Below are 17,711 nucleotides of genomic sequence, written 5' to 3' on the forward strand. Positions count from 1 at the left end.
ACGGGGATAACAACCAAATCCCGATCGTACGATGGGGCATATAGTTACTGGTGAGTAACTTACCGGCGGTTACGATACGAGCCAACCGAGTCGGCGGCACAGCCGACCTCGACCACTCGTGTTGCCTCTAGAGAAAGGTCGCGACATGAATGCCCTGACACTGACGCTGGGCACGATTGGGGCGGCGCTCAGCCTCCTGTGTTGGGCGTCGTTCTTCGGCGGCGTCCGCGGAATCACGCGGACCATCATGGTCGGCCAGTCCGCTCCCGATCGCTGGCGGCCGTTCTTCCCGCGCATCAAGCAGATGCTGATCGAATTCCTCGCCCACACCCGGATGAACAAATTCCGGACCGTCGGCTGGGCGCACTGGCTCGTGATGATCGGCTTCCTCGCGGGCTTCATCCTCTTCTTCGAGGCATACGGCCAGACTTTCGATCCCGAATTCCACTGGCCGATCTTCGGTGACTGGGCGGCCTACCACCTGCTGGACGAGATCCTCGGCATCGGCACCGTGGTCGGCATCGTGACGCTGATCGTCATCCGCCAGTTGAACCACCCGCGAGTGCCCGACCGGCTCTCGCGCTTCAGCGGTTCCAAATTCGGCCCGGCGTATGTGATCGAATCGATCGTCCTGGTCGAGGGCCTCGGCATGATTCTGGTGAAGGCGGGCAAGATCGCCACCTACCACCACTCCAACGCCGCCACCGACTTCTTCACGATGCAGGTCGCCAAGATCCTGCCCGAGAGCGCGGTGCTGATCTCGGTCTTCGCGTTCGTCAAACTGATGTCGGGCAGCCTGTTCCTGCTGCTGGTCGGCCGCAACCTCACGTGGGGTGTGGCCTGGCACCGGTTCGCCGCGTTCCCGAACATCTACTTCAAGCGTGAGGCCGACGGCGGTGTCGCGCTCGGCGCGGTCAAGCCGATGATGTCGAACGGCAAGGCCCTCGACATGGAGAACGTCGACGCCGACACCGATACCCTCGGCGCCGGAAAGTTCGAGGATTTCTCCTGGAAGGGCGTTCTCGACTTCACCACCTGCACCGAATGCGGTCGCTGCCAGTCGCAGTGCCCCGCGTGGAACACCGGTAAGCCGCTCTCGCCGAAACTGCTGATCATGTCGCTGCGCGACCACGGCTACGCGAAGGCCCCTTACCTGCTGGCAGGCGGGCGCAAGGATACGGGCGGCGACGAGATCGGCCTGGTCGACGCCGAAGGCAAACCCGACGAGGCGAAACTGGCCGAGATCTCCGAGGCGGCGCGCGCCGAGGCCGAGCGCCCCCTGGTCGGCGGCGAGGATATCGGCGGCATCATCGACCCCGAGGTCCTGTGGTCGTGCACCACCTGTGGCGCGTGCGTCGAGCAGTGCCCGGTCGATATCGAACATGTCGACCACATCATCGATATGCGCCGCTACCAAGTGCTGATCGAATCGGAATTCCCGTCCGAGCTGGCGGGCCTGTTCAAGAATCTCGAGAACAAGGGCAATCCCTGGGGCCAGAACTCCAAGGACCGGCTCAACTGGATCAACGAGATGGATTTCCAGATCCCGGTCTTCGGCAAGGATGCGGATTCCTTCGACGGATACGAATATCTGTTCTGGGTCGGCTGCGCGGGCGCCTACGAGGACCGCGCCAAGAAGACCACCAAGGCCGTCGCCGAACTCCTCGCCACCGCGGGCACCAAATTCATGGTGCTCGGCGCGGAGGAGACCTGCACCGGTGACTCCGCGCGCCGCGCAGGCAACGAATTCCTGTTCCAGCAGCTCGCCGCGCAGAACATCGAGGTGCTGAATTCGGTCTTCGACGGCGTCGAACAGAGCAAGAAGAAGATCGTCGTCACCTGCGCGCACTGCTTCAACGCGCTCAACAACGAATATCCGCAGGTCGGCGGCAACTACGAAGTGGTGCACCACACGCAGTTGCTCAATCGCCTGGTACGGCAGAAGAAGCTGATCCCGGTCGCCACGGTCTCGCAGAACGTGACCTACCACGATCCCTGCTACCTGGGCCGTCACAACAAGGTCTACAACGCACCGCGTGAGCTGATGGCGGCGTCCGGTTCCACCCTCATCGAGATGCCGCGCCACGGCGAACGTTCCATGTGCTGTGGCGCCGGTGGCGCTCGCATGTGGATGGAAGAGCAGCTCGGCAAGCGCATCAATATCGACCGCGTCGACGAGGCGCTGTCCACCTCGCCCAAGAAGATCGCCACCGGCTGCCCGTTCTGCCGCGTGATGCTCACCGACGGTGTGACCGCGCGTCAGGAGCAGGGCGAAGGCGAAGGCGTCGAGGTCGTCGACGTCGCGCAGCTGATGCTCGACTCGATCGACCGCGTCGAAGCGTCGGTGCTCAGCGAGAACCTGGTCGTCATCCAGGAGCCCAAGGCCGAACCCGAACCCGAACCGGAGGCGGAGCCCGAACCCGTCGCCGAGCAGGCCGAAGCGCCCGCCGCAACCAAGGCGGCGCCCGCGACCAACGGTCTCGCGATGAAGGGCGGCAAGGCGCCCGGCGGACTCGGCATGAAGGGCGCGGCGAAAGCGCCGGGCGCGAAAGCCGAGGAAGCACCCGCAGAAGCACCGGCACCGGCACCGGTACCGGCCAAGGGTCTTGGCATGAAGGGCGCGGCCAAAGCACCCGGTGGCGGACTCGGCATGAAAGGCGCGGCAAAAGCGCCCGGGGCGAAAGCCGCACCGGAGAGCGCCGCCGAAGCACCGGCAGCGACGCCGGTCAAGGGACTCGGCATGAAGGGCGCGGCCAAAGCACCCGGTGGCGGACTCGGCATGAAAGGCGCGGCGAAGGCGCCGGGGGCCAAGGCCCCCGCGGCCGAATCCGCGCCCGCCGAAGCCGCACCCGCGGCCGAGGCTCCCGTGACTCCGCCGGTCAAGGGCCTGGGCATGAAGGGCGGTGCCAAAGCACCGGGTGGCGGCCTGGGTATGAAGGGTGCGGCCAAGGCACCCGGCGCGAAGGCTCCGGCCGCCCCTGCCGAAACCACGGCACCAGAACCGGCCCCCGAATCGACCGCTACGGAATCGACCGCGAACCGATCGGTCTCGGAGGCCGAGGAAATCAAGCCGACGGTCGCCGCCAAGGGTCTCGCCATGAAGTCCGGGTTCAAGCGGCCCGGTCCCAAGGCACCGGGCGCGGCGGCAGCGGCTCCGGCCGAGTCCGCGGCGGCACCGGCCGAACCGGCGACTGCATCCGCCGAATCCACAGCGACGGTAGCGGAACCCGCCGAATCCGCGACGGCGGCAGCGGCTCCCGCCGAATCCACAGCGGCACCGGCGGCCCCCGCCGAACCGGCCGCCCCTGCCGATCCCGAACCGGCGACCGCCGAGGCATCGACGGAACCCGGCGAGGAGAAGCCCGCCTCGAGCAACGGCACCCCGCCCGTCGCTCCGCCGACCGCCAAACCGGGCGGACTCGGCTTCAAGTCCGGAGCCAAGGCGCCGGGGCGTAAGAACTGAGTAAGTAGTCAGCCACGCCGATCGGCTGCGGTGCGGCTCTTCTCCAGGTCGTAGCGCGCACCGAGGAATCCCGCGAGCGCGTCGCGCAGGAGTTCCTGCTCCTTGGTGAGTGTGAAGTCCATCAGAGCCCCAATGCTGCCTTGGCGAGGATATTTCGCTGAATTTCGTTGCTGCCCGCGTAGATCGAACCCGCGCGATCGTTGAAGTAACGCAGTGGCGCGACCGCTTCCCATTCGCGGCCACTGCGATATCCGTCGGCGGGCGGGGTGAATTCGGTGACAGGGCCGCCCGGCGCGGTGGTGTGCGGCTGGTAGACCCGTCCGCGCGGTCCGGCCGCGATCAGGGCGAGTTCGGTGAGTTGCTGACTCAATTCGGTCGAGATGATCTTCAGCATCGAGGACGCGGGCCCGGGATCCTTACCCGACGCCATCGCGGAAACGGTGCGGTATTCGAGGATTTCGAGCACTTCGGTGCGAATCCTGGCCTCGGCCAGTCGCGCCGCGAACGCGGGATCTTCGATCAGCGGGTTGCCGTCGGGACCGGTCTGCTCGGACGCCGCGGTGGCCAGAGCCTGGGCCATCACCTGGAGCATGGGCGCGACCGCGCCGCCGCGCTCGTGGACGAGCAGGTATTTAGCGACCGTCCAGCCCTGGTCGATCTCTCCGAGCACATTGCTCTTGGGCACCCGCACATTGTCGAAGAAGACCTGGTTCTGTACTTCTTCGCCGGAGGTCATCACCAGCGGCCTGACCTCGATACCGGGCGAAGTCATATCGATGAGCACGAAGGTGATGCCCTGCTGTTTCTTACCCGTGCGCGAGGTGCGTACCAGGCAGAAGATCCAATTCGCCTCGGTGGCGTGGGTGGTCCAGATCTTACTGCCGGTGCAGACGAGATCGTCGCCGTCATCGACCGCGGACATGGTGAGCGCGGCCAGGTCGGAACCGGCCTCGGGCTCGGAATATCCCTGGCAGAAGAAGATCTCGCCGGTCAGGATTCGGGACAGGTAGTAATTCTTCTGTTCCGGCGTGCCGAAGGCGATGATGGCCGGGGCCACCATTTTGATGCCCATGGGCGACAGTGTCGGCGCGCCGGCGAGGGTCGCTTCCCTGCCGAAGATGTAGTGCTGGGTCAGGCTCCAGTCGCAGCCGCCGTGTTCGACCGGCCACGCGGGCGCGGCCCAGCCACGCTCGTGCAGCAGTCGCTGCCATTCCATACTCGCGCCGTGATCCGGGTAGACGCTCGTCGCCAGCCGACCGGCGCGGCGCAGTTCCGGGGTCAGCTTCTCGTCGAGAAACGCCCGAACCTCGTCCCGAAAGGCAAGATCAGCCGCTGACCAGTCGTAATCCATCTGCCCTCCCGAAGGGGATATGCCGCGTCGCACCACTGTTGGCTACCCGCCAACATGACACAATCTATGTCCGGTGCGCACCGAAATCAAACTGAAGCCGCATGCCAGCAGTTCAGTGATCGACGGTCCGGGAGTCGACCGCCACACCGGTGCCGCTCAGCCGCACACGCTGAGTTCGCCGAGCTGGACCACGGACAGGACCACAGCCTCCCCACCGGCGATCGCGCCGGGCGCGGGCGTCTGGGAAACCACGATCCAATTGCGTTCGAGAACCTGCATCCGCCCCTGACCGGTCGCGTCGACCGAGCCCGAGTACCGCGCTCCCACCGCCTGGATCTCGTACTGCGCGTCGCGCAGATTCATGCACACGACATTCGGCACCGCGACATCTTCGGTCACCTCCTCGGCCGCCGACATCCGCGTCCAGGGATGGGCGGCCACCGACGTGGCCGGAGCCCTGGGTGTCACCGGCGTCTCCGGTAGCTCCGTCGTCGCCGGGGTCACCGGATTCCCGGCTTCGACCACCTCCATCGGCGCACCGCCGAAGGAACTCACCGGCGCGAGGGTGCCGACGGCCGCGGCGGACGACTCCGCGTCATCTCCACCACCCACCACCGACCCGACGAAGACCGCGAGGAGCAGTGCGCCCAGCGCCGCGGCGAACCACGCCCACGAGGGTGCCGTCGTCTGCTTCCGGTGCGGGGTCGGCACGCCACCCCTGGACGCACGGCCGCGAGGCACGCCACCCCGAGGCACGCCACTGCGCTGTACCCCACCGCGCGGCGGACGGTAGTAGTTCGACTGTCGCGGACGCTGTTGATGTCTCATGCACGAACTCCCCACATGTTATGACTGAGCTAATGATTGGCGCGCACTCGTTCCCCAATGAAAAGTGGCATCGAAACGACATGCTGCCTGGAGATCAGCCGAAAAGCTAGACTTTTTCACGAATTGCTCTCGCCTGATTCCGTTAGCTGGCAATCACATAGCGACTAGCAGTCCTCGACGAATGCCTTCGCGTAACCCGCGGACTGGTACACGTAGTCGTAGGCCCAGCGGGCGACCGACAACCCGGGTGCGGCGTCCGCGAACAGAATCTCCCCCGACCAGCACTTTCCGAGGATGTAGCGGGCGCGCGAGATATGCGGGGTGAAGGTGACCACGATGACGCGTCGCCAGTTCCCCACCTCGGCACGCCGAACCAGCTCCCGCCCCTCGCCGCGGGTGGTGCGCGGTGACGGATCGAAACAGATCACCTCGAAGCTGTAGCCGCCGTGGCAGATCCGGTTCATCCGCGCGCTGTATTCGTAGGGATCGGAGAAGAGCACGCGCGGCGCGTAGCCGTCGCGGGCCAGGCGCAGGCCGAGTTGTTCGCGGCCGTCGTGGGCGCCGCCGAGAACCAGGATGGCGTCGGCCGGTGCGGGCCGGTCGACGAGGGGACGGACGTACACCGGCCACAGCCCGACGGCGACGACAACGGCGGCGGCCGCGCCACCGAGCAGTGTCACCGCGTATTTGCGTCCACGCATGCCCTCGATGCTAGCGACGACACATCACCGCAGGTCACAGCGATTCCGGTGGGCACGTCGCCGCCTGTACACCTGCTGTTGCGTTGACACTTGCCTCGCTGACGCGGCGCGGCCATCGGCGGGGCCTACCAATCAATCATGCGATGCACAGTCTTCGGGACCGGGTACCTCGGGGCCACGCACGCTGCGTGCATGGCCGAACTCGGACACGATGTCATCGGGGTGGATATCGACCCCGGCAAAGTGGCGAAACTGTCCGACGGCGTGGTGCCGTTCTACGAACCGGGCCTGGAGAGCGTGCTGCGGCGCAACCTGGACGCGGGCCGCCTGCGCTTCACCACCTCCTACGCCGAGGCCGCCGCGCACGCCGATGTGCATTTCCTCGGCGTCGGCACCCCGCAGAAGAAGGGCGAATACGCCGCCGATCTCAAATACGTGCACGCCGTGGTGGATACACTCGCCCCGCTGCTGGAACGCCCGTCGGTGATCATCGGCAAATCCACCGTGCCGGTCGGCACGGCCACCGCCCTCGGTGCCAGGGCGCGCGCGCTGACGTCGACCGATGTCGAAGTCGCGTGGAATCCGGAATTCCTGCGCGAGGGTTTCGCAGTCAAGGACACGCTGCACCCGGATCGCCTGGTGCTCGGGGTGGACAGGGCGCGCGCGGGCGCGGATCGCGTCGAAGAACTGGTGCGCGAGATCTACGCGGAACTGATCGCCGCCGAGGTGCCGTTCCTGCTGACCGATCTGGCGACCGCGGAATTGGTCAAGGTGTCGGCGAATGCCTTTCTCGCGACCAAGATCTCCTTCATCAACGCGGTGTCGGAGGTCTGCGAAGCGACCGGCGCCGATGTCACCATGCTCGCCGACGCACTCGGTTACGACGCCCGCATCGGTCGCCGCTTCCTCAACGCCGGGCTCGGTTTCGGCGGCGGCTGCCTACCCAAGGACATCCGCGCGTTCATGGCCAGGTCCGGCGAACTCGGTGCGAACCACGCTGTCGCGTTCCTGCGCGAGGTCGACAACATCAATATGCGGCGGCGTACCAAGGTGGTCGACATGGCGACCAGGGCGTGCGGTGGATCGCTGCTCGGCGCGAATGTCGCGGTACTCGGCGCGGCCTTCAAACCGGAATCCGACGACGTCCGCGATTCCCCCGCGCTGAATGTGGCGGGCATGATCCAGCTGCACGGCGCGGTCGTCACGGTGTACGACCCCAAGGCACTGGAGAATTCGCGCCGCGTCTTCCCGACGCTGAACTACGCGACATCGGTCGCCGAGGCGTGCGAGCGGGCCGATGTGGTGCTCGTGCTCACCGAATGGGACGAGTTCACGGCGTTGCGGCCCGAGAACCTCGAACGAGTTGTCCGCGCGCGGTCCATCATCGACGGCCGCAACTGTCTCGATCGTGCCACCTGGCGAGATGCCGGATGGGTGTACGCGGGACTCGGTACGCCGTAGAGTTGCGGGCGACGAGAGCGACCTTTTCCGAGACCGTCGACGTCCACCCAGTCGGGCCCCGGATACATTGTGAACGGGCACAGCGAGGCGGGGGTGGCGCGGCGGACCGGGTATTGTCCGATATGGGCCATCCGCCCTGAGTGGCGGCGGTTCGCTTGTCGTGAAGCGTGAAACGGGATGGGCAACTGATGAGTTCGGTACTGGGGATTTCGGTGGGGGCCGGCGCCATCCGTATGGCGCGACCGCACACCGGGTTGCCCCATGGGCACGTCGAGCCGCACGCCTTCGATCTCCAGACCGTGCCGGTGGTCGACAACCGGGCCGAGGAACTGGTCGCCGAAGCCGTCGGCGTCACGCTGGAATCCTCACGCGACATCACCGCGACGGCGGTCGCCTACCGTAGCGAGCAGCAGGCCCGAGCGGTCCGCGCCGCCATGGCGAGCCAGCAGATCACCAATTACGAACTCATCCCAGAGATCTTCGCCGCGCTCGAATTCGCCCAGTCCACCGGCGATATCCGCGGCATCTCCTCGCTGGTCGTCTACGACCTCGGCAGCTCGGGTCTCTCGGTGAGCGTCGTCGACACCCAGACACGTGAGGTGCGTCACACCGAGCGCACCAGCGATATCAGCGGCGACTACCTCGATTCGCTGATCCGCGAACAGCAGATCGCCTCCGGCCGTATCGCGCATCCGCCGGATCAGGCCGGTCTCGCCGCGCTCGACGCGCTGTGCCGCGAGGCCAAGGAGCAGCTGTCCAGCAATACCGCCGTGGCGCTGCCGAGTGAGCAGGGCCTGGTTCTGCTGGCGCAGGAGAACTTCGAAGCGCTGATCATGCTCGCGATCGAATCGTCGGCGCGGATGGCGCGCGATGTGATCGTGCGCTCGGATCGCCCCGTCCACGGCGTGCTCGCCATCGGCGGTTGCGCCAGGATCCCGTTGATCGCCAAGGTGCTCGAGCGCTGGATGGGCGTTCCGGTGATCGTCCCGGCGAGTCCGGAGACGGTCACCGCGCGCGGCGCGGCCCTGTTGGCGCGGCCGGTCGACGTGGCAGCTCCCGCGACGACGGCGATGAACGCCGACGCGCTTTCTCCCGCCTGGCTTTCCGCGCCGCCGAAGAAGGGCAAAAAGGGCAAGAACGTCGTCGAGGACGACCTCGCCGCGGACGACTGGGGCAACCCGAATCAGTCGCAGGACTGGCCGCGAGCCCAGCGCGGCCGCGCCGATCTGCCGTCCGGCTGGTCGGCGGTGCGCCCCATGCGCGGCAAGCGCGAAGTCAGCGGCGCGGTGTTGACGGTCAGCGCGCTCGCGGTGGTCGCGGCGATCGGACTCGGCCTCGGCTACGGCCCCCAGGTACTCGAGCGGGGTTCGCAGGGCAGCGAGGGTTCCACCTCGGTATCGACATCGGGCGTACCGCGCACCACCACTCTCGAACCGCAGATCGCGGTCGCGCCCGCCACGACCACCGAGACCGAGGCGACCGTCGCCGCGCCGACTCGCGCACAGACCTCGGCCGCCCCCGAGCCGCCGACGCAGGGACCGAATACCTTTGTGGTTCCTGGCCTTCCGCCGATCGTGGTCCCGACCATTCCCCCCGAAATGTTCCCGAGGATCCCCTGATCCGACCGTCACCGGCCGGACCGGGGACTCGACTCAGTTCCTGGCGTGCCTCGCATGCCGCGACGGCGGCTGCCGACGCGGCGGCGGGGCCTTGCGCACGGGCTTGGCGCCGAACGGTCGCGCGAGCATGACCGCGATCGCCGTGGTCAACGGCACCGAGAGCGCGAGGGCGATACCGCCGACGGCGGATCGGGTGATCTCGATGGCGACGGCGTCACCGGTGAGCACGTCGCGGATGGACCGTCCCGCGACGCTGAACAGCAGCAGCAACGGCAGCGCACCACCGGCGTAGGCGAGTACGAGGGTGTAGACCGTACTGGCGATATGGTCGCGTCCGACGCGCATGGCCGCGGTGAAAACCTCGCGCCGCGACGTCGATTCGTCGACGGCGGCCAGTTCGAACGCGGCCGACGCCTGGGTGATGGTGACGTCGTTGAGGACGCCGAGGGTGCCGATGATGAATCCCGCCAGCAGCAGCCCGGTAATGCTGACGTGCTGGATATAGGTCGCGACGTTGGTGTTCTGTTCCTCGGACAGGCCGGTCAGGTGCGTGACTTCGATTGCCAGCCAGGACAGTACTGCCGCGAGCAGCATCGAGGTGAGCGTCCCGAGCAGTGCCGAACTGGTCCGCAGATTCACCCCGTGCGCCAGATACAGCACCACGTAGAGGATCACCGCGCCCGAGACCAGCGCCACCGGTATCGCCGGTTTCCCGTCCAGCAGTGCGGGCAGCAGGAAGACCACGAGCACCGCGAAGGCGAAGACCAGTCCGAGCAGCGCGCGCAGACCGCGCCAGCGGGCCACCGCGATGACCACCACGATGAACGCGACCACGATCAGGGTCAGCGGCAATCCGCGCGAGTAGTCCTCGAAGGAGTACAGCGGGGTTCCGGCGGGGTCGGTCTGGCGCACCAGCCGGATGTGATCGCCCGCCCGCAGATCGGGTTGTCCTGGGCCGGGGGCGATTTCGAACAGCGTCTTGTTACCCGCGTGCGGACCGGAGTCGATGGTGATGAGGCTGCGCTGACAGGTGTAGGCGTTGTTGCGCGGCGGCTCGGGCTTGTCGGCGAACACCTTGCCGATCGAGGAGCTGCCGCACGCTCCGACATCCTGCACCACGACCGTGCCCGCTTCGGTCTCCACCGCTCCGCCGCCCGCGCTCTGCATCGGCAGCGGGATGTCGACGTGCTGGGTGCTCGGCCACAACGCGATCGCGCCGAGGACGACGGCGATCCCGATCACGGTGAGCAGACCGATCACCACCCGTGCGGCGGTGGCGCCGATCGCGAGCGGTTCGGAATTATCGTGATGGTGGTGGTGATGATGGTCGGTCACCGGGCTCCTAGCTGTCCGTCGTATGCCCTGGGCGCATCCGCCCGGTGCCGAGCTTAAAGGATTTCATTTTCAAGATCGCGCTACGAACGGGGAGAGCGCACGAATCGGTGCGGTGACCGGAGATTCGGGAGGGGGCGGCGGAGAGCAGGGGGATGTCTCCGCCGCCCGCAGGCCGGCGGCCCAGGGGGGTAGGCGGCCGAACCCGAGGCCAGGTTGTCCAGGGGGGGTAGACAACTTGGCCGGGCACCTAAGTGCCAAGAGCTACTGTACACAAAAGCTGAAGTTTTGCGCTAGTCCATCTTCAAAACTCGCCACTATCCCAACATTAGGTCTGTTTCAGCCCTGGAAGCGGGGCGATCTACCTGTCTGGGGGCGTTATCGGCTATTGCCGATAGCTGGCGAGGAAGTTGCCGAAGCGCTCGATGGCGACCGCGAGATCCCGCGCCCACGGCAACGTGACGATGCGCAGATGATCGTGATCGGGCCAGTTGAACCCGGTGCCCTGCACCATCAGGATCTTCTCCTGCAACAGCAGATCCAGGATCAGCTTCGAATCGTCGTGGATCTCATACACATTCGGATCCAGCCTGGGGAACGCGTAGAGCGCGCCCTTGGGCTTCACACAGGAGACGCCGGGGATCATGTTCAGCCGCTCCCACGCCACATCGCGCTGCTCGAGCAGACGGCCACCGGGCAGGATCAGATCCTCGATGCTCTGATGTCCACCGAGCGCGACCTGAATCGCGTGCTGCGCGGGCACATTCGGACACAAGCGGGAGGAGGCGAGCAGGTCGATGCCCTCCAGGAATCCGGCCGCGTGTTCCTTCGGACCGGTGATCGCCAGCCATCCCGACCGGTACCCCGCCACCCGGTAGGCCTTGGACAGGCCGTTGAAGGTCAGGCACAGCAGATCCGGGGCCATGGTCGCCAGCGAGATATGTTTCGCGTCGTCGTAGAGGATCTTGTCGTAGATCTCGTCGGCGAGCAGCAACAGCTGATGTTTGCGCGCCACGTCGACGAGCTGCTGCAAGATCTCGGCGGAGTAGACCGCGCCCGTGGGATTGTTCGGATTGATGACCAGCAGGGCCTTGGTCTTGTCGGTGATCTTCGATTCGATATCGGCGATATCGGGCTGCCAGCCACTGGACTCGTCGCACAGGTAGTGCACCGCCGTGCCGCCGGCCAGACTGGTCATCGCCGTCCACAGCGGATAGTCCGGCGCCGGGATGAGCACCTCGTCACCGTTGTCGAGCAGGGCCTGCATGGTGATGGTGATCAACTCGGACACGCCGTTGCCCAGGTAGACGCTGTCCACGTCGAGAACGGGGAAGCCGGGCACCAGTTCGTAGCGGGTCACGATCGCGCGCCGCGCCGACAGGATGCCCTTGGATTCGGAATATCCCTGGGCGACCGGGAGCGCGGCGATGATGTCGCGCATGATCACGTCGGGGGCGTCGAAGCCGAACGGGGCGGGGTTGCCGATATTCAGCTTCAGGATGCGATGCCCCTCGGCCTCGAGCCGTGCCGCGTGTGCGTGTACCGGTCCACGGATCTCGTAGACGACGTTCTGGAGCTTCGTGGACTGCTCCAGAACACGCGGACGCTGCGGTTGATGACTCGGGCTCACCCGTCCCATGGTGCCATCCCCCGCAACTGTGTTTTCGCACGCACACGGGGGTGTGGCGGGTTCACGCCGGGGAATTACCCGGTGGAATGCCCTTGGCAGCGGTCGACCCGCAGAATTCCTCGATGCGCTCGTCGAGGAAGCGCGCCTCGCTCGCATCGCGGAAAGCGGGGGCGGCGATCCGGCGGCGCACGCCGATGAGCCGTTCCTCCAGTTGGGCGATGCGTTTGTCCTCGTCGAGACCGAGCACCGGATGCAACGCCGCCGAAGCCCCGTCGAGACTGCCGTTGATCAGGTGGGCGGCGGCGCAGTCGACCCGGGCCAGCGATTCCGCGCCGTAGGAGCGCTGCTCGGACGGCCCGTTCGCGTAGAGATCGATCGCACGACCGGTCGCGGCCAGCGCGGGTTCGGCCAGGCCGAGATGGATATAGGTCGCCCCCGCGTAGTACTGGGCCTTCGCGTCGTTGAAACCGAAGACCCCGCCGATCGCGTCGTGCAGGTCGTCGATCTCACCGATCTCGCGCGCGTCGTCGGCGGCCCTGACACAGCGCTCGGTATCGCTCGCGCTGCCGATCTTGGACCAGATCCTGGCCTCGATATTGTGCAGCCGGACCTTCGCCGTCGCCGATTCGGCGAACTCCTGCCCGCTCTGCGCGAGCAGCACCGCCCGCCGCGGCCGCTCGGACCAGTACTCGATGAGCGCGTGCATACCCCTGGTCCACGCCCGCAACCCGTTGTGACCGCAGAGTTCGGCATACGCCCAGGCGGCGCGCGCCTGCTCCCCGGCGGCGTCGTAATAGCCGAGGTCGGTGCTCGCGTTGGCGAGCAACCCGGACAGCGTGCCCGCGAGCAGATACAGATGACCGGTGTCGGCGGGCCGCTGATGCCCCTCCAGCAGCCGGTACACCCGGCGGCGCACCCGCAGCATCTCCACCATCATCGGAACGGGGGGAATGCTCACGTAATCGTTCGCGATGCGCATGACGTCGGCGTCGAGTTGGTCCAATGTGGTGGCACCCACGTTGGTGCTCTCGGCCCGCCCGGCGTGATCGCTTGCCTCGTGGGCAGCGGCCATGATCAGATCCCTCTCCGAAATCGCGGCTAACGCATCGCCTCTCATCGCACCGGCGTCGATGAGAGCCAAGAGATCCGCTTCGCTCGAATAATTGGCGCGCGTCCCGGAAGCGGGACGCGTATCGGCTCCGGGGGCGGCCGTCCGATCGGTCGACTGCTGTTCGATCAGCGCCGCGAAACGTGCACGCACAACATCGTCGGACCTGGCCAGGGAGGTGTCCAACGCGGCCTGGTTGATCGGGCGCGGGTGTACCCGGACGCCACCCGCCTCCCATTTCGACACCAGACGTTCGTGAACCCCCAGGTGCGCCGCGAACTCCCTGATACTCATCCGCTTGGCATCGCGAAGGGCACGGGTCTCTCTTCCTGACCATTGCCGGACCACGTGTCACCCCTTCCGACGATCTCCTCATCCCAGGGTACGAGCCGATTGTGGTTACGGCCACAGATAATTCGGTGTTGCTATATGCACTGGCCTGTGCAGTGCGCGCTGGGTCGTACCCGCTCGCGCGAGAGGCAGTGGAATGGCAGCAGAAAGCGGGCGTGCGGGCGACACCGTGTCACGCTCTCACGCGCGACCCTTGTGAGGCAGGAGGCAAGGAGTTGGCCGTGAACATGGACAGACTCATGACAGTCGATGATTGGGTGGCCTTCTACCGAGACGAATTCGGGCTACCGGTGACCGAACGTGGAGGTTTCGTGATGCTACCCGTCAGCGGCCGAGTCTGCGCCGTTCATCTGCCGACCGCGCGAGCCGAAAAGGTCAGGGCGGCACTGGAACAGCAGGGGACGAGGGGCCCTGTGCTGGCCAGGCAGATCCGATGGAGCTTCCTGGCGCATCCGGATTCGCGGCCGGGTGCGCAGGTATTGGAGGTACTGGACCGGCTGGATATCGGGATACCCGCCATAGGCAGTGCCGTGATGTTGCCGACCGGCCTCGGCCGGCTGACCCGGGAAGGGTGCTCCTGGGTCAGTCCGCCCGGCCGCGGCGGCACGCTCCCGCCGCTCTCCGCCGTACTCACGGCGGCGATGGCGGTGGGAGCGGGCAGCGGGGACTGACGCGTCATCGGTCCCCGCAATGTCCGGCACGTCACACGGCCGATTGCGCCTCTCCGGGTCGACGGGGCGCGATCGGTCGGGTGATCCTGCGCGGCGAGTCGACTCGTGCGCGCAGTCGATCACCGCAGACCGATCACCGCACGATCCGATGCCCTCACGCCTCGATCACCTCGGACCGCAGCACATGCCGTCGCGCCGAACTCTCGATTGCACGAGAAGTGACGCGAACGACCCTCAGCGGGATTCGACCGTCTGCACGACCTCGTCGGACAGCGGAAAGTTCATATAGGAACGCGACGGCGTCGGTCCACGCTGTCCCTGGTACTTCGAGCCCGCTGCCGCGCTGCCGTAGGGATGCTCGGCCGGACTGGTCAGCCGGATCAGGCACAGCTGCCCGATCTTCATGCCTGGCCACAGCGTGATCGGCAGATTCGCCACATTCGACAGTTCCAGCGTGATGTGACCGCTGAACCCGGGATCGATGAATCCCGCGGTCGAATGCGTGAGCAGACCCAGCCTGCCCAGACTCGACTTCCCCTCCAGCCGTCCGGCCAGATCGTCGGGCAGAGAACAGATCTCCAAGGTCGAGCCGAGCACGAACTCGCCCGGATGCAGCACGAACGGCTCACCCTCGGAGGGTTCGACCAGACTGGTCAGCTCGTCCTGGCGCTGCGCCGGATCGATATGGGTGTATCGGGAATTGTCGAAGACCCGGAAAAGCCGATCGAGGCGCACATCGATACTCGACGGCTGGATCAAATTCTCCAGCAGCGGTTCGACGCCGAGACGCCCAGCGGCGATCTCCGCACGGATGTCACGATCGGAAAGCAGCACGCGACGAGAGTAGCGGTCGCGCGGGTCGGTCGTTCGGCCACACCCGCCCACCGACTCCACAGCAATTTCTCAGCATCGGGAGGGACGCTGGAATCGATGTCGTCGACTCCGAACAATGACAGGTACGGGCGCGCGTTCCCGGCGCTCGCGGCCGTCGCGGTACTGCTGACAGCGTTCATCACCGTGCTGACCGGCAACATCCTGCGCGAGGACGGCCTGACCGCCATCGATCCCGAGATCTCGGGCTGGGCCGCCGAGCATCGCACCGACACCCTGACCGCCATCGCCCGCGTGGCGACCACGCTCGGCGACACCCTCACCCTGACCATCATCACCGCGCTGGTGTGCGCGGCCCTGATCTGGCGCGGGCATCGTCGCGACGCCACGCTGGTCGCCGCGACCGGAATCGGCGCGGCGGTGCTCACCTTCGTGGGCAAGCGACTGGTCGGCAGATCACGTCCACCGACCGCCGACCGGCTCGCCTTCGAATCGAGTCTGTCCTACCCGTCCGGGCACAGCCTCGGCTCGATGGCCGTGATCGGGATCATCGCCGTGGCGCTCGTCCCCCGGTTACACCGCACCGTGACACGCCTGGCGGCGATCGTCGCCGCCATGATTCTCGTTGTCGCGGTGGGGAGTTCCCGGGTGTACCTCGGCGTGCACTGGCCGACCGACGTCCTCGCGGGATGGGCGATCGGCGCGCTCTGGGTGATCATCTGCCTCGGCGCGTACACGTACCCGAATCACCGATGGAAAACCCATTCGATGAATACTCCAGCGCCTCGCGATGGGGCGCTCACCAATGCGGGACCGCGCGAACCGGGTGCGCGCGATGCCGAATCCTCCTGATACCCGATCTCCGACGGCGACCGCGGTGTTCCACCGCCCGCCGTCGAACTCGAGATTGCCTAGGCGTCGCCGTCAGCGGCCTGCGCCCGGAAAGACCCATCCTCGGCCCCGCTGAACACGGGGTAGTGCATAACGGTGTCGGCCGGGGTGTACACCTCTTCGGCGACGTTCTCGTGACTGAACAGTCCGGGCACATGCCCATCTTCTTGACTCATACTCGAGCCTCCTTTGATCTGCGGCGAATAGCCGAACGTGGCGTCCGCACCTGACCGGCCGGGATATGCCCAAGGCCGATGCTTCCTTCGCATGGTACGTCCACCGAGTGACACGAGTGTGGATCACTCTGCCCCCAGGGCGAACCATACACCCCATTCTCCCAGCTAGAGCCCCAGCGTGAATACTCTTTCCGTCACGACCGTCTCTCGGATACTCCCGAGTACCCGCTGGAAGACTTCCGGCACCGATGATCACCGCTCGGACGGGGCGGGCTCCGCGGCACAGGCCGCGTCGTTTTCGGGCCGCTGCCCCGTCGTCAGGAACGCGTGACCGTGCCGTTCAGGCAGGTGTTCGCCTTGAACAGATAGGCCAGGTGCCCGCCCTGATCCGCCGTCACCATCCGGGCGCGGTCACCGAACGCCTGCCGCAGTTGTCGGGTGCCGGACAGGGGTGTCGCCGGATCGCGGAGATTCTGCGCTATCAGCACGTTCGACGGACCCTGGCTATCGATCCGCACCGCGGGCTCGATCGGTTCGGAAGGCCAGAACGCGCACGGCCAGATATCGGCTCCGGCCGCGCCGAACATCGGAAAGCGGATCTGATCGACCGCCACGTCGCCCTGATAGACCACTTCCGATCTCGGCCACGCGGAATCGTTGCAGATCACGTGCAACTGACTCGACAGAGGACACCGTCTGCTCCCCCAGCGCCGCCCGGATCCGGTCCATGTCGCGCGCGGTGTTCGCCGTCGTGACATACGGCAGCATCGACGCCGTCGCGGACGTGCCGCACCGGCGCGCGATATCTCCCACCAACGTCGCGCGCTGCGCCACATCGATCGGCCCGCGCGCGTGGGGCGGAATATTGCTCGTCTGCTGCGCCGCCGACAGATCACAGGTCACCGGCGTGCTGTGACCGACCCCCGCGCGGATCGAACCCGATCACGTCATAGCTGTCGAGCACACTCCGCGGCAGCCCCAGCCCCACCAGATCCGCGGGAAAACTCAACCCCTCCCCACCCGGACCACCGGTATTGGTCAGCAGCACACCTCGGCGCCGCGCCGGATTCCCACTCGCCAGACGCGAGATCGCGACCTCGATCCGCTCGCCGTCCGGATCCCGGTAATCCAGCGGCACTTCCAGCACCGAACACTCCACTCCCGGCACGGAAACATCCCCCGGACACGCCCCCCACTCCACCGTGTCCAGTGGTGCCGCCACCGACACCGCCGGAATCATCGTCACCGACATGACGGCGACAAGCGCCGCCATCACCGTTGTCCGCATGTCGTTTCTT

General features: G+C 66.5%; 16 protein-coding genes. 6 read left to right on the plus strand and 10 right to left on the minus strand.

Translation table 11 applies throughout. From position 1 onward, the window contains the following. The first annotated feature begins 145 nt into the window (after positions 1-145). Positions 146-3,463, plus strand: a complete 3,318-nt coding sequence (locus tag OG225_RS32490; protein ID WP_405178655.1) for a (Fe-S)-binding protein — start codon at positions 146-148, stop codon at positions 3,461-3,463. A gap of 121 nt (positions 3,464-3,584) precedes the next feature. On the opposite strand, the gene OG225_RS32495 is transcribed toward OG225_RS32490, so the two are convergent. From OG225_RS32495 to OG225_RS32505, 3 genes are all read right to left on the minus strand, one after another. Then, on the minus strand, positions 3,585-4,814 hold the full coding sequence (locus OG225_RS32495) for an acyl-CoA dehydrogenase family protein (protein WP_405178656.1): 1,230 nt from the start codon (positions 4,812-4,814) through the stop codon (positions 3,585-3,587). A gap of 156 nt (positions 4,815-4,970) precedes the next feature. After that, positions 4,971-5,525, minus strand: a complete 555-nt coding sequence (locus OG225_RS32500) for a PASTA domain-containing protein (RefSeq protein ID WP_405178657.1) — start codon at positions 5,523-5,525, stop codon at positions 4,971-4,973. 281 nt (positions 5,526-5,806) lie between these two features. Further along, positions 5,807-6,343 carry a YdcF family protein gene (locus tag OG225_RS32505; protein ID WP_405178658.1) on the minus strand — a complete coding sequence of 179 codons (537 nt, stop codon included), beginning with the start codon at positions 6,341-6,343 and terminating at the stop codon, positions 5,807-5,809. A gap of 138 nt (positions 6,344-6,481) precedes the next feature. Between OG225_RS32505 and OG225_RS32510 the strand changes: the two genes are divergently transcribed. Beyond that, positions 6,482-7,804 (plus strand): UDP-glucose dehydrogenase family protein, encoded by a 1,323-nt coding sequence (locus tag OG225_RS32510; protein ID WP_405178659.1) that lies wholly within the window; start codon positions 6,482-6,484, stop codon positions 7,802-7,804. A gap of 188 nt (positions 7,805-7,992) precedes the next feature. Then, positions 7,993-9,423, plus strand: a complete 1,431-nt coding sequence (locus tag OG225_RS32515; RefSeq protein WP_405178660.1) for an Hsp70 family protein — start codon at positions 7,993-7,995, stop codon at positions 9,421-9,423. A 33-nt stretch (positions 9,424-9,456) separates the two neighbouring features. On the opposite strand, the gene OG225_RS32520 is transcribed toward OG225_RS32515, so the two are convergent. The 3 genes from OG225_RS32520 to OG225_RS32530 form a co-directional block, all read right to left on the minus strand. Beyond that, positions 9,457-10,758, minus strand: a complete 1,302-nt coding sequence (locus OG225_RS32520) for a YibE/F family protein (protein WP_405178661.1) — start codon at positions 10,756-10,758, stop codon at positions 9,457-9,459. A 382-nt stretch (positions 10,759-11,140) separates the two neighbouring features. Beyond that, the gene (locus OG225_RS32525) at positions 11,141-12,394 is read right to left on the minus strand and encodes a pyridoxal phosphate-dependent aminotransferase (RefSeq protein WP_405178662.1); all 1,254 of its coding nucleotides are present in this window, start codon (positions 12,392-12,394) and stop codon (positions 11,141-11,143) included. A 52-nt stretch (positions 12,395-12,446) separates the two neighbouring features. Beyond that, on the minus strand, positions 12,447-13,787 hold the full coding sequence (locus tag OG225_RS32530; protein ID WP_405178663.1) for a helix-turn-helix domain-containing protein: 1,341 nt from the start codon (positions 13,785-13,787) through the stop codon (positions 12,447-12,449). Positions 13,788-14,071: 284 nt separating this feature from the next. On the opposite strand from OG225_RS32530, the gene OG225_RS32535 reads away from it, so the two are divergent. Next, positions 14,072-14,515 (plus strand): hypothetical protein, encoded by a 444-nt coding sequence (locus OG225_RS32535; protein ID WP_232839502.1) that lies wholly within the window; start codon positions 14,072-14,074, stop codon positions 14,513-14,515. 234 nt (positions 14,516-14,749) lie between these two features. On the opposite strand, the gene dcd is transcribed toward OG225_RS32535, so the two are convergent. Continuing rightward, a complete protein-coding gene (gene dcd / locus OG225_RS32540) occupies positions 14,750-15,349 on the minus strand; it encodes a dCTP deaminase (RefSeq protein ID WP_109523158.1) in 600 nt (199 codons plus the stop codon). Positions 15,350-15,445: 96 nt separating this feature from the next. Between dcd and OG225_RS32545 the strand changes: the two genes are divergently transcribed. Then, on the plus strand, positions 15,446-16,198 hold the full coding sequence (locus OG225_RS32545; RefSeq protein WP_405178664.1) for a phosphatase PAP2 family protein: 753 nt from the start codon (positions 15,446-15,448) through the stop codon (positions 16,196-16,198). 59 nt (positions 16,199-16,257) lie between these two features. Here the strand turns inward: OG225_RS32545 and OG225_RS32550 are convergent, their stop codons facing one another. After that, positions 16,258-16,413 (minus strand): hypothetical protein, encoded by a 156-nt coding sequence (locus tag OG225_RS32550; protein ID WP_157978255.1) that lies wholly within the window; start codon positions 16,411-16,413, stop codon positions 16,258-16,260. Between the two features lie 317 nt (positions 16,414-16,730). Continuing rightward, positions 16,731-17,081 carry an alpha/beta hydrolase gene (locus OG225_RS32555; RefSeq protein WP_405178666.1) on the minus strand — a complete coding sequence of 117 codons (351 nt, stop codon included), beginning with the start codon at positions 17,079-17,081 and terminating at the stop codon, positions 16,731-16,733. 59 nt (positions 17,082-17,140) lie between these two features. Here OG225_RS32555 and OG225_RS32560 point away from each other — a divergent pair, with 59 nt between their 5' ends. After that, positions 17,141-17,329 (plus strand): hypothetical protein, encoded by a 189-nt coding sequence (locus OG225_RS32560; RefSeq protein WP_405178667.1) that lies wholly within the window; start codon positions 17,141-17,143, stop codon positions 17,327-17,329. On the opposite strand, the gene OG225_RS32565 is transcribed toward OG225_RS32560, so the two are convergent. Next, positions 17,306-17,701 carry a hypothetical protein gene (locus OG225_RS32565; protein ID WP_405178668.1) on the minus strand — a complete coding sequence of 132 codons (396 nt, stop codon included), beginning with the start codon at positions 17,699-17,701 and terminating at the stop codon, positions 17,306-17,308. The two genes, OG225_RS32560 and OG225_RS32565, sit on opposite strands and share 24 nt — an antisense overlap. Positions 17,702-17,711: the final 10 nt, after the last annotated feature.

Origin of the sequence: Nocardia sp. NBC_01377, assembly GCF_045040005.1 — a bacterium.
GTDB lineage: Bacteria > Actinomycetota > Actinomycetes > Mycobacteriales > Mycobacteriaceae > Nocardia > Nocardia noduli.

Coding starts and splice junctions, on each gene's coding strand:
- OG225_RS32490 (WP_405178655.1), top strand. CDS start 146: ATGAATGCCCTGACACTGACGCTGGGCACGATTGGGGCGGCGCTCAGC.
- OG225_RS32495 (WP_405178656.1), bottom strand. CDS start 4,814: ATGGATTACGACTGGTCAGCGGCTGATCTTGCCTTTCGGGACGAGGTT.
- OG225_RS32505 (WP_405178658.1), bottom strand. CDS start 6,343: ATGCGTGGACGCAAATACGCGGTGACACTGCTCGGTGGCGCGGCCGCC.
- OG225_RS32510 (WP_405178659.1), top strand. CDS start 6,482: ATGCGATGCACAGTCTTCGGGACCGGGTACCTCGGGGCCACGCACGCT.
- OG225_RS32515 (WP_405178660.1), top strand. CDS start 7,993: ATGAGTTCGGTACTGGGGATTTCGGTGGGGGCCGGCGCCATCCGTATG.
- OG225_RS32525 (WP_405178662.1), bottom strand. CDS start 12,394: ATGGGACGGGTGAGCCCGAGTCATCAACCGCAGCGTCCGCGTGTTCTG.
- OG225_RS32530 (WP_405178663.1), bottom strand. CDS start 13,787: ATGAGTATCAGGGAGTTCGCGGCGCACCTGGGGGTTCACGAACGTCTG.
- OG225_RS32535 (WP_232839502.1), top strand. CDS start 14,072: ATGGACAGACTCATGACAGTCGATGATTGGGTGGCCTTCTACCGAGAC.
- OG225_RS32545 (WP_405178664.1), top strand. CDS start 15,446: ATGTCGTCGACTCCGAACAATGACAGGTACGGGCGCGCGTTCCCGGCG.
- OG225_RS32550 (WP_157978255.1), bottom strand. CDS start 16,413: ATGAGTCAAGAAGATGGGCATGTGCCCGGACTGTTCAGTCACGAGAAC.
- OG225_RS32560 (WP_405178667.1), top strand. CDS start 17,141: ATGTCGCGCGCGGTGTTCGCCGTCGTGACATACGGCAGCATCGACGCC.
- OG225_RS32565 (WP_405178668.1), bottom strand. CDS start 17,701: ATGCGGACAACGGTGATGGCGGCGCTTGTCGCCGTCATGTCGGTGACG.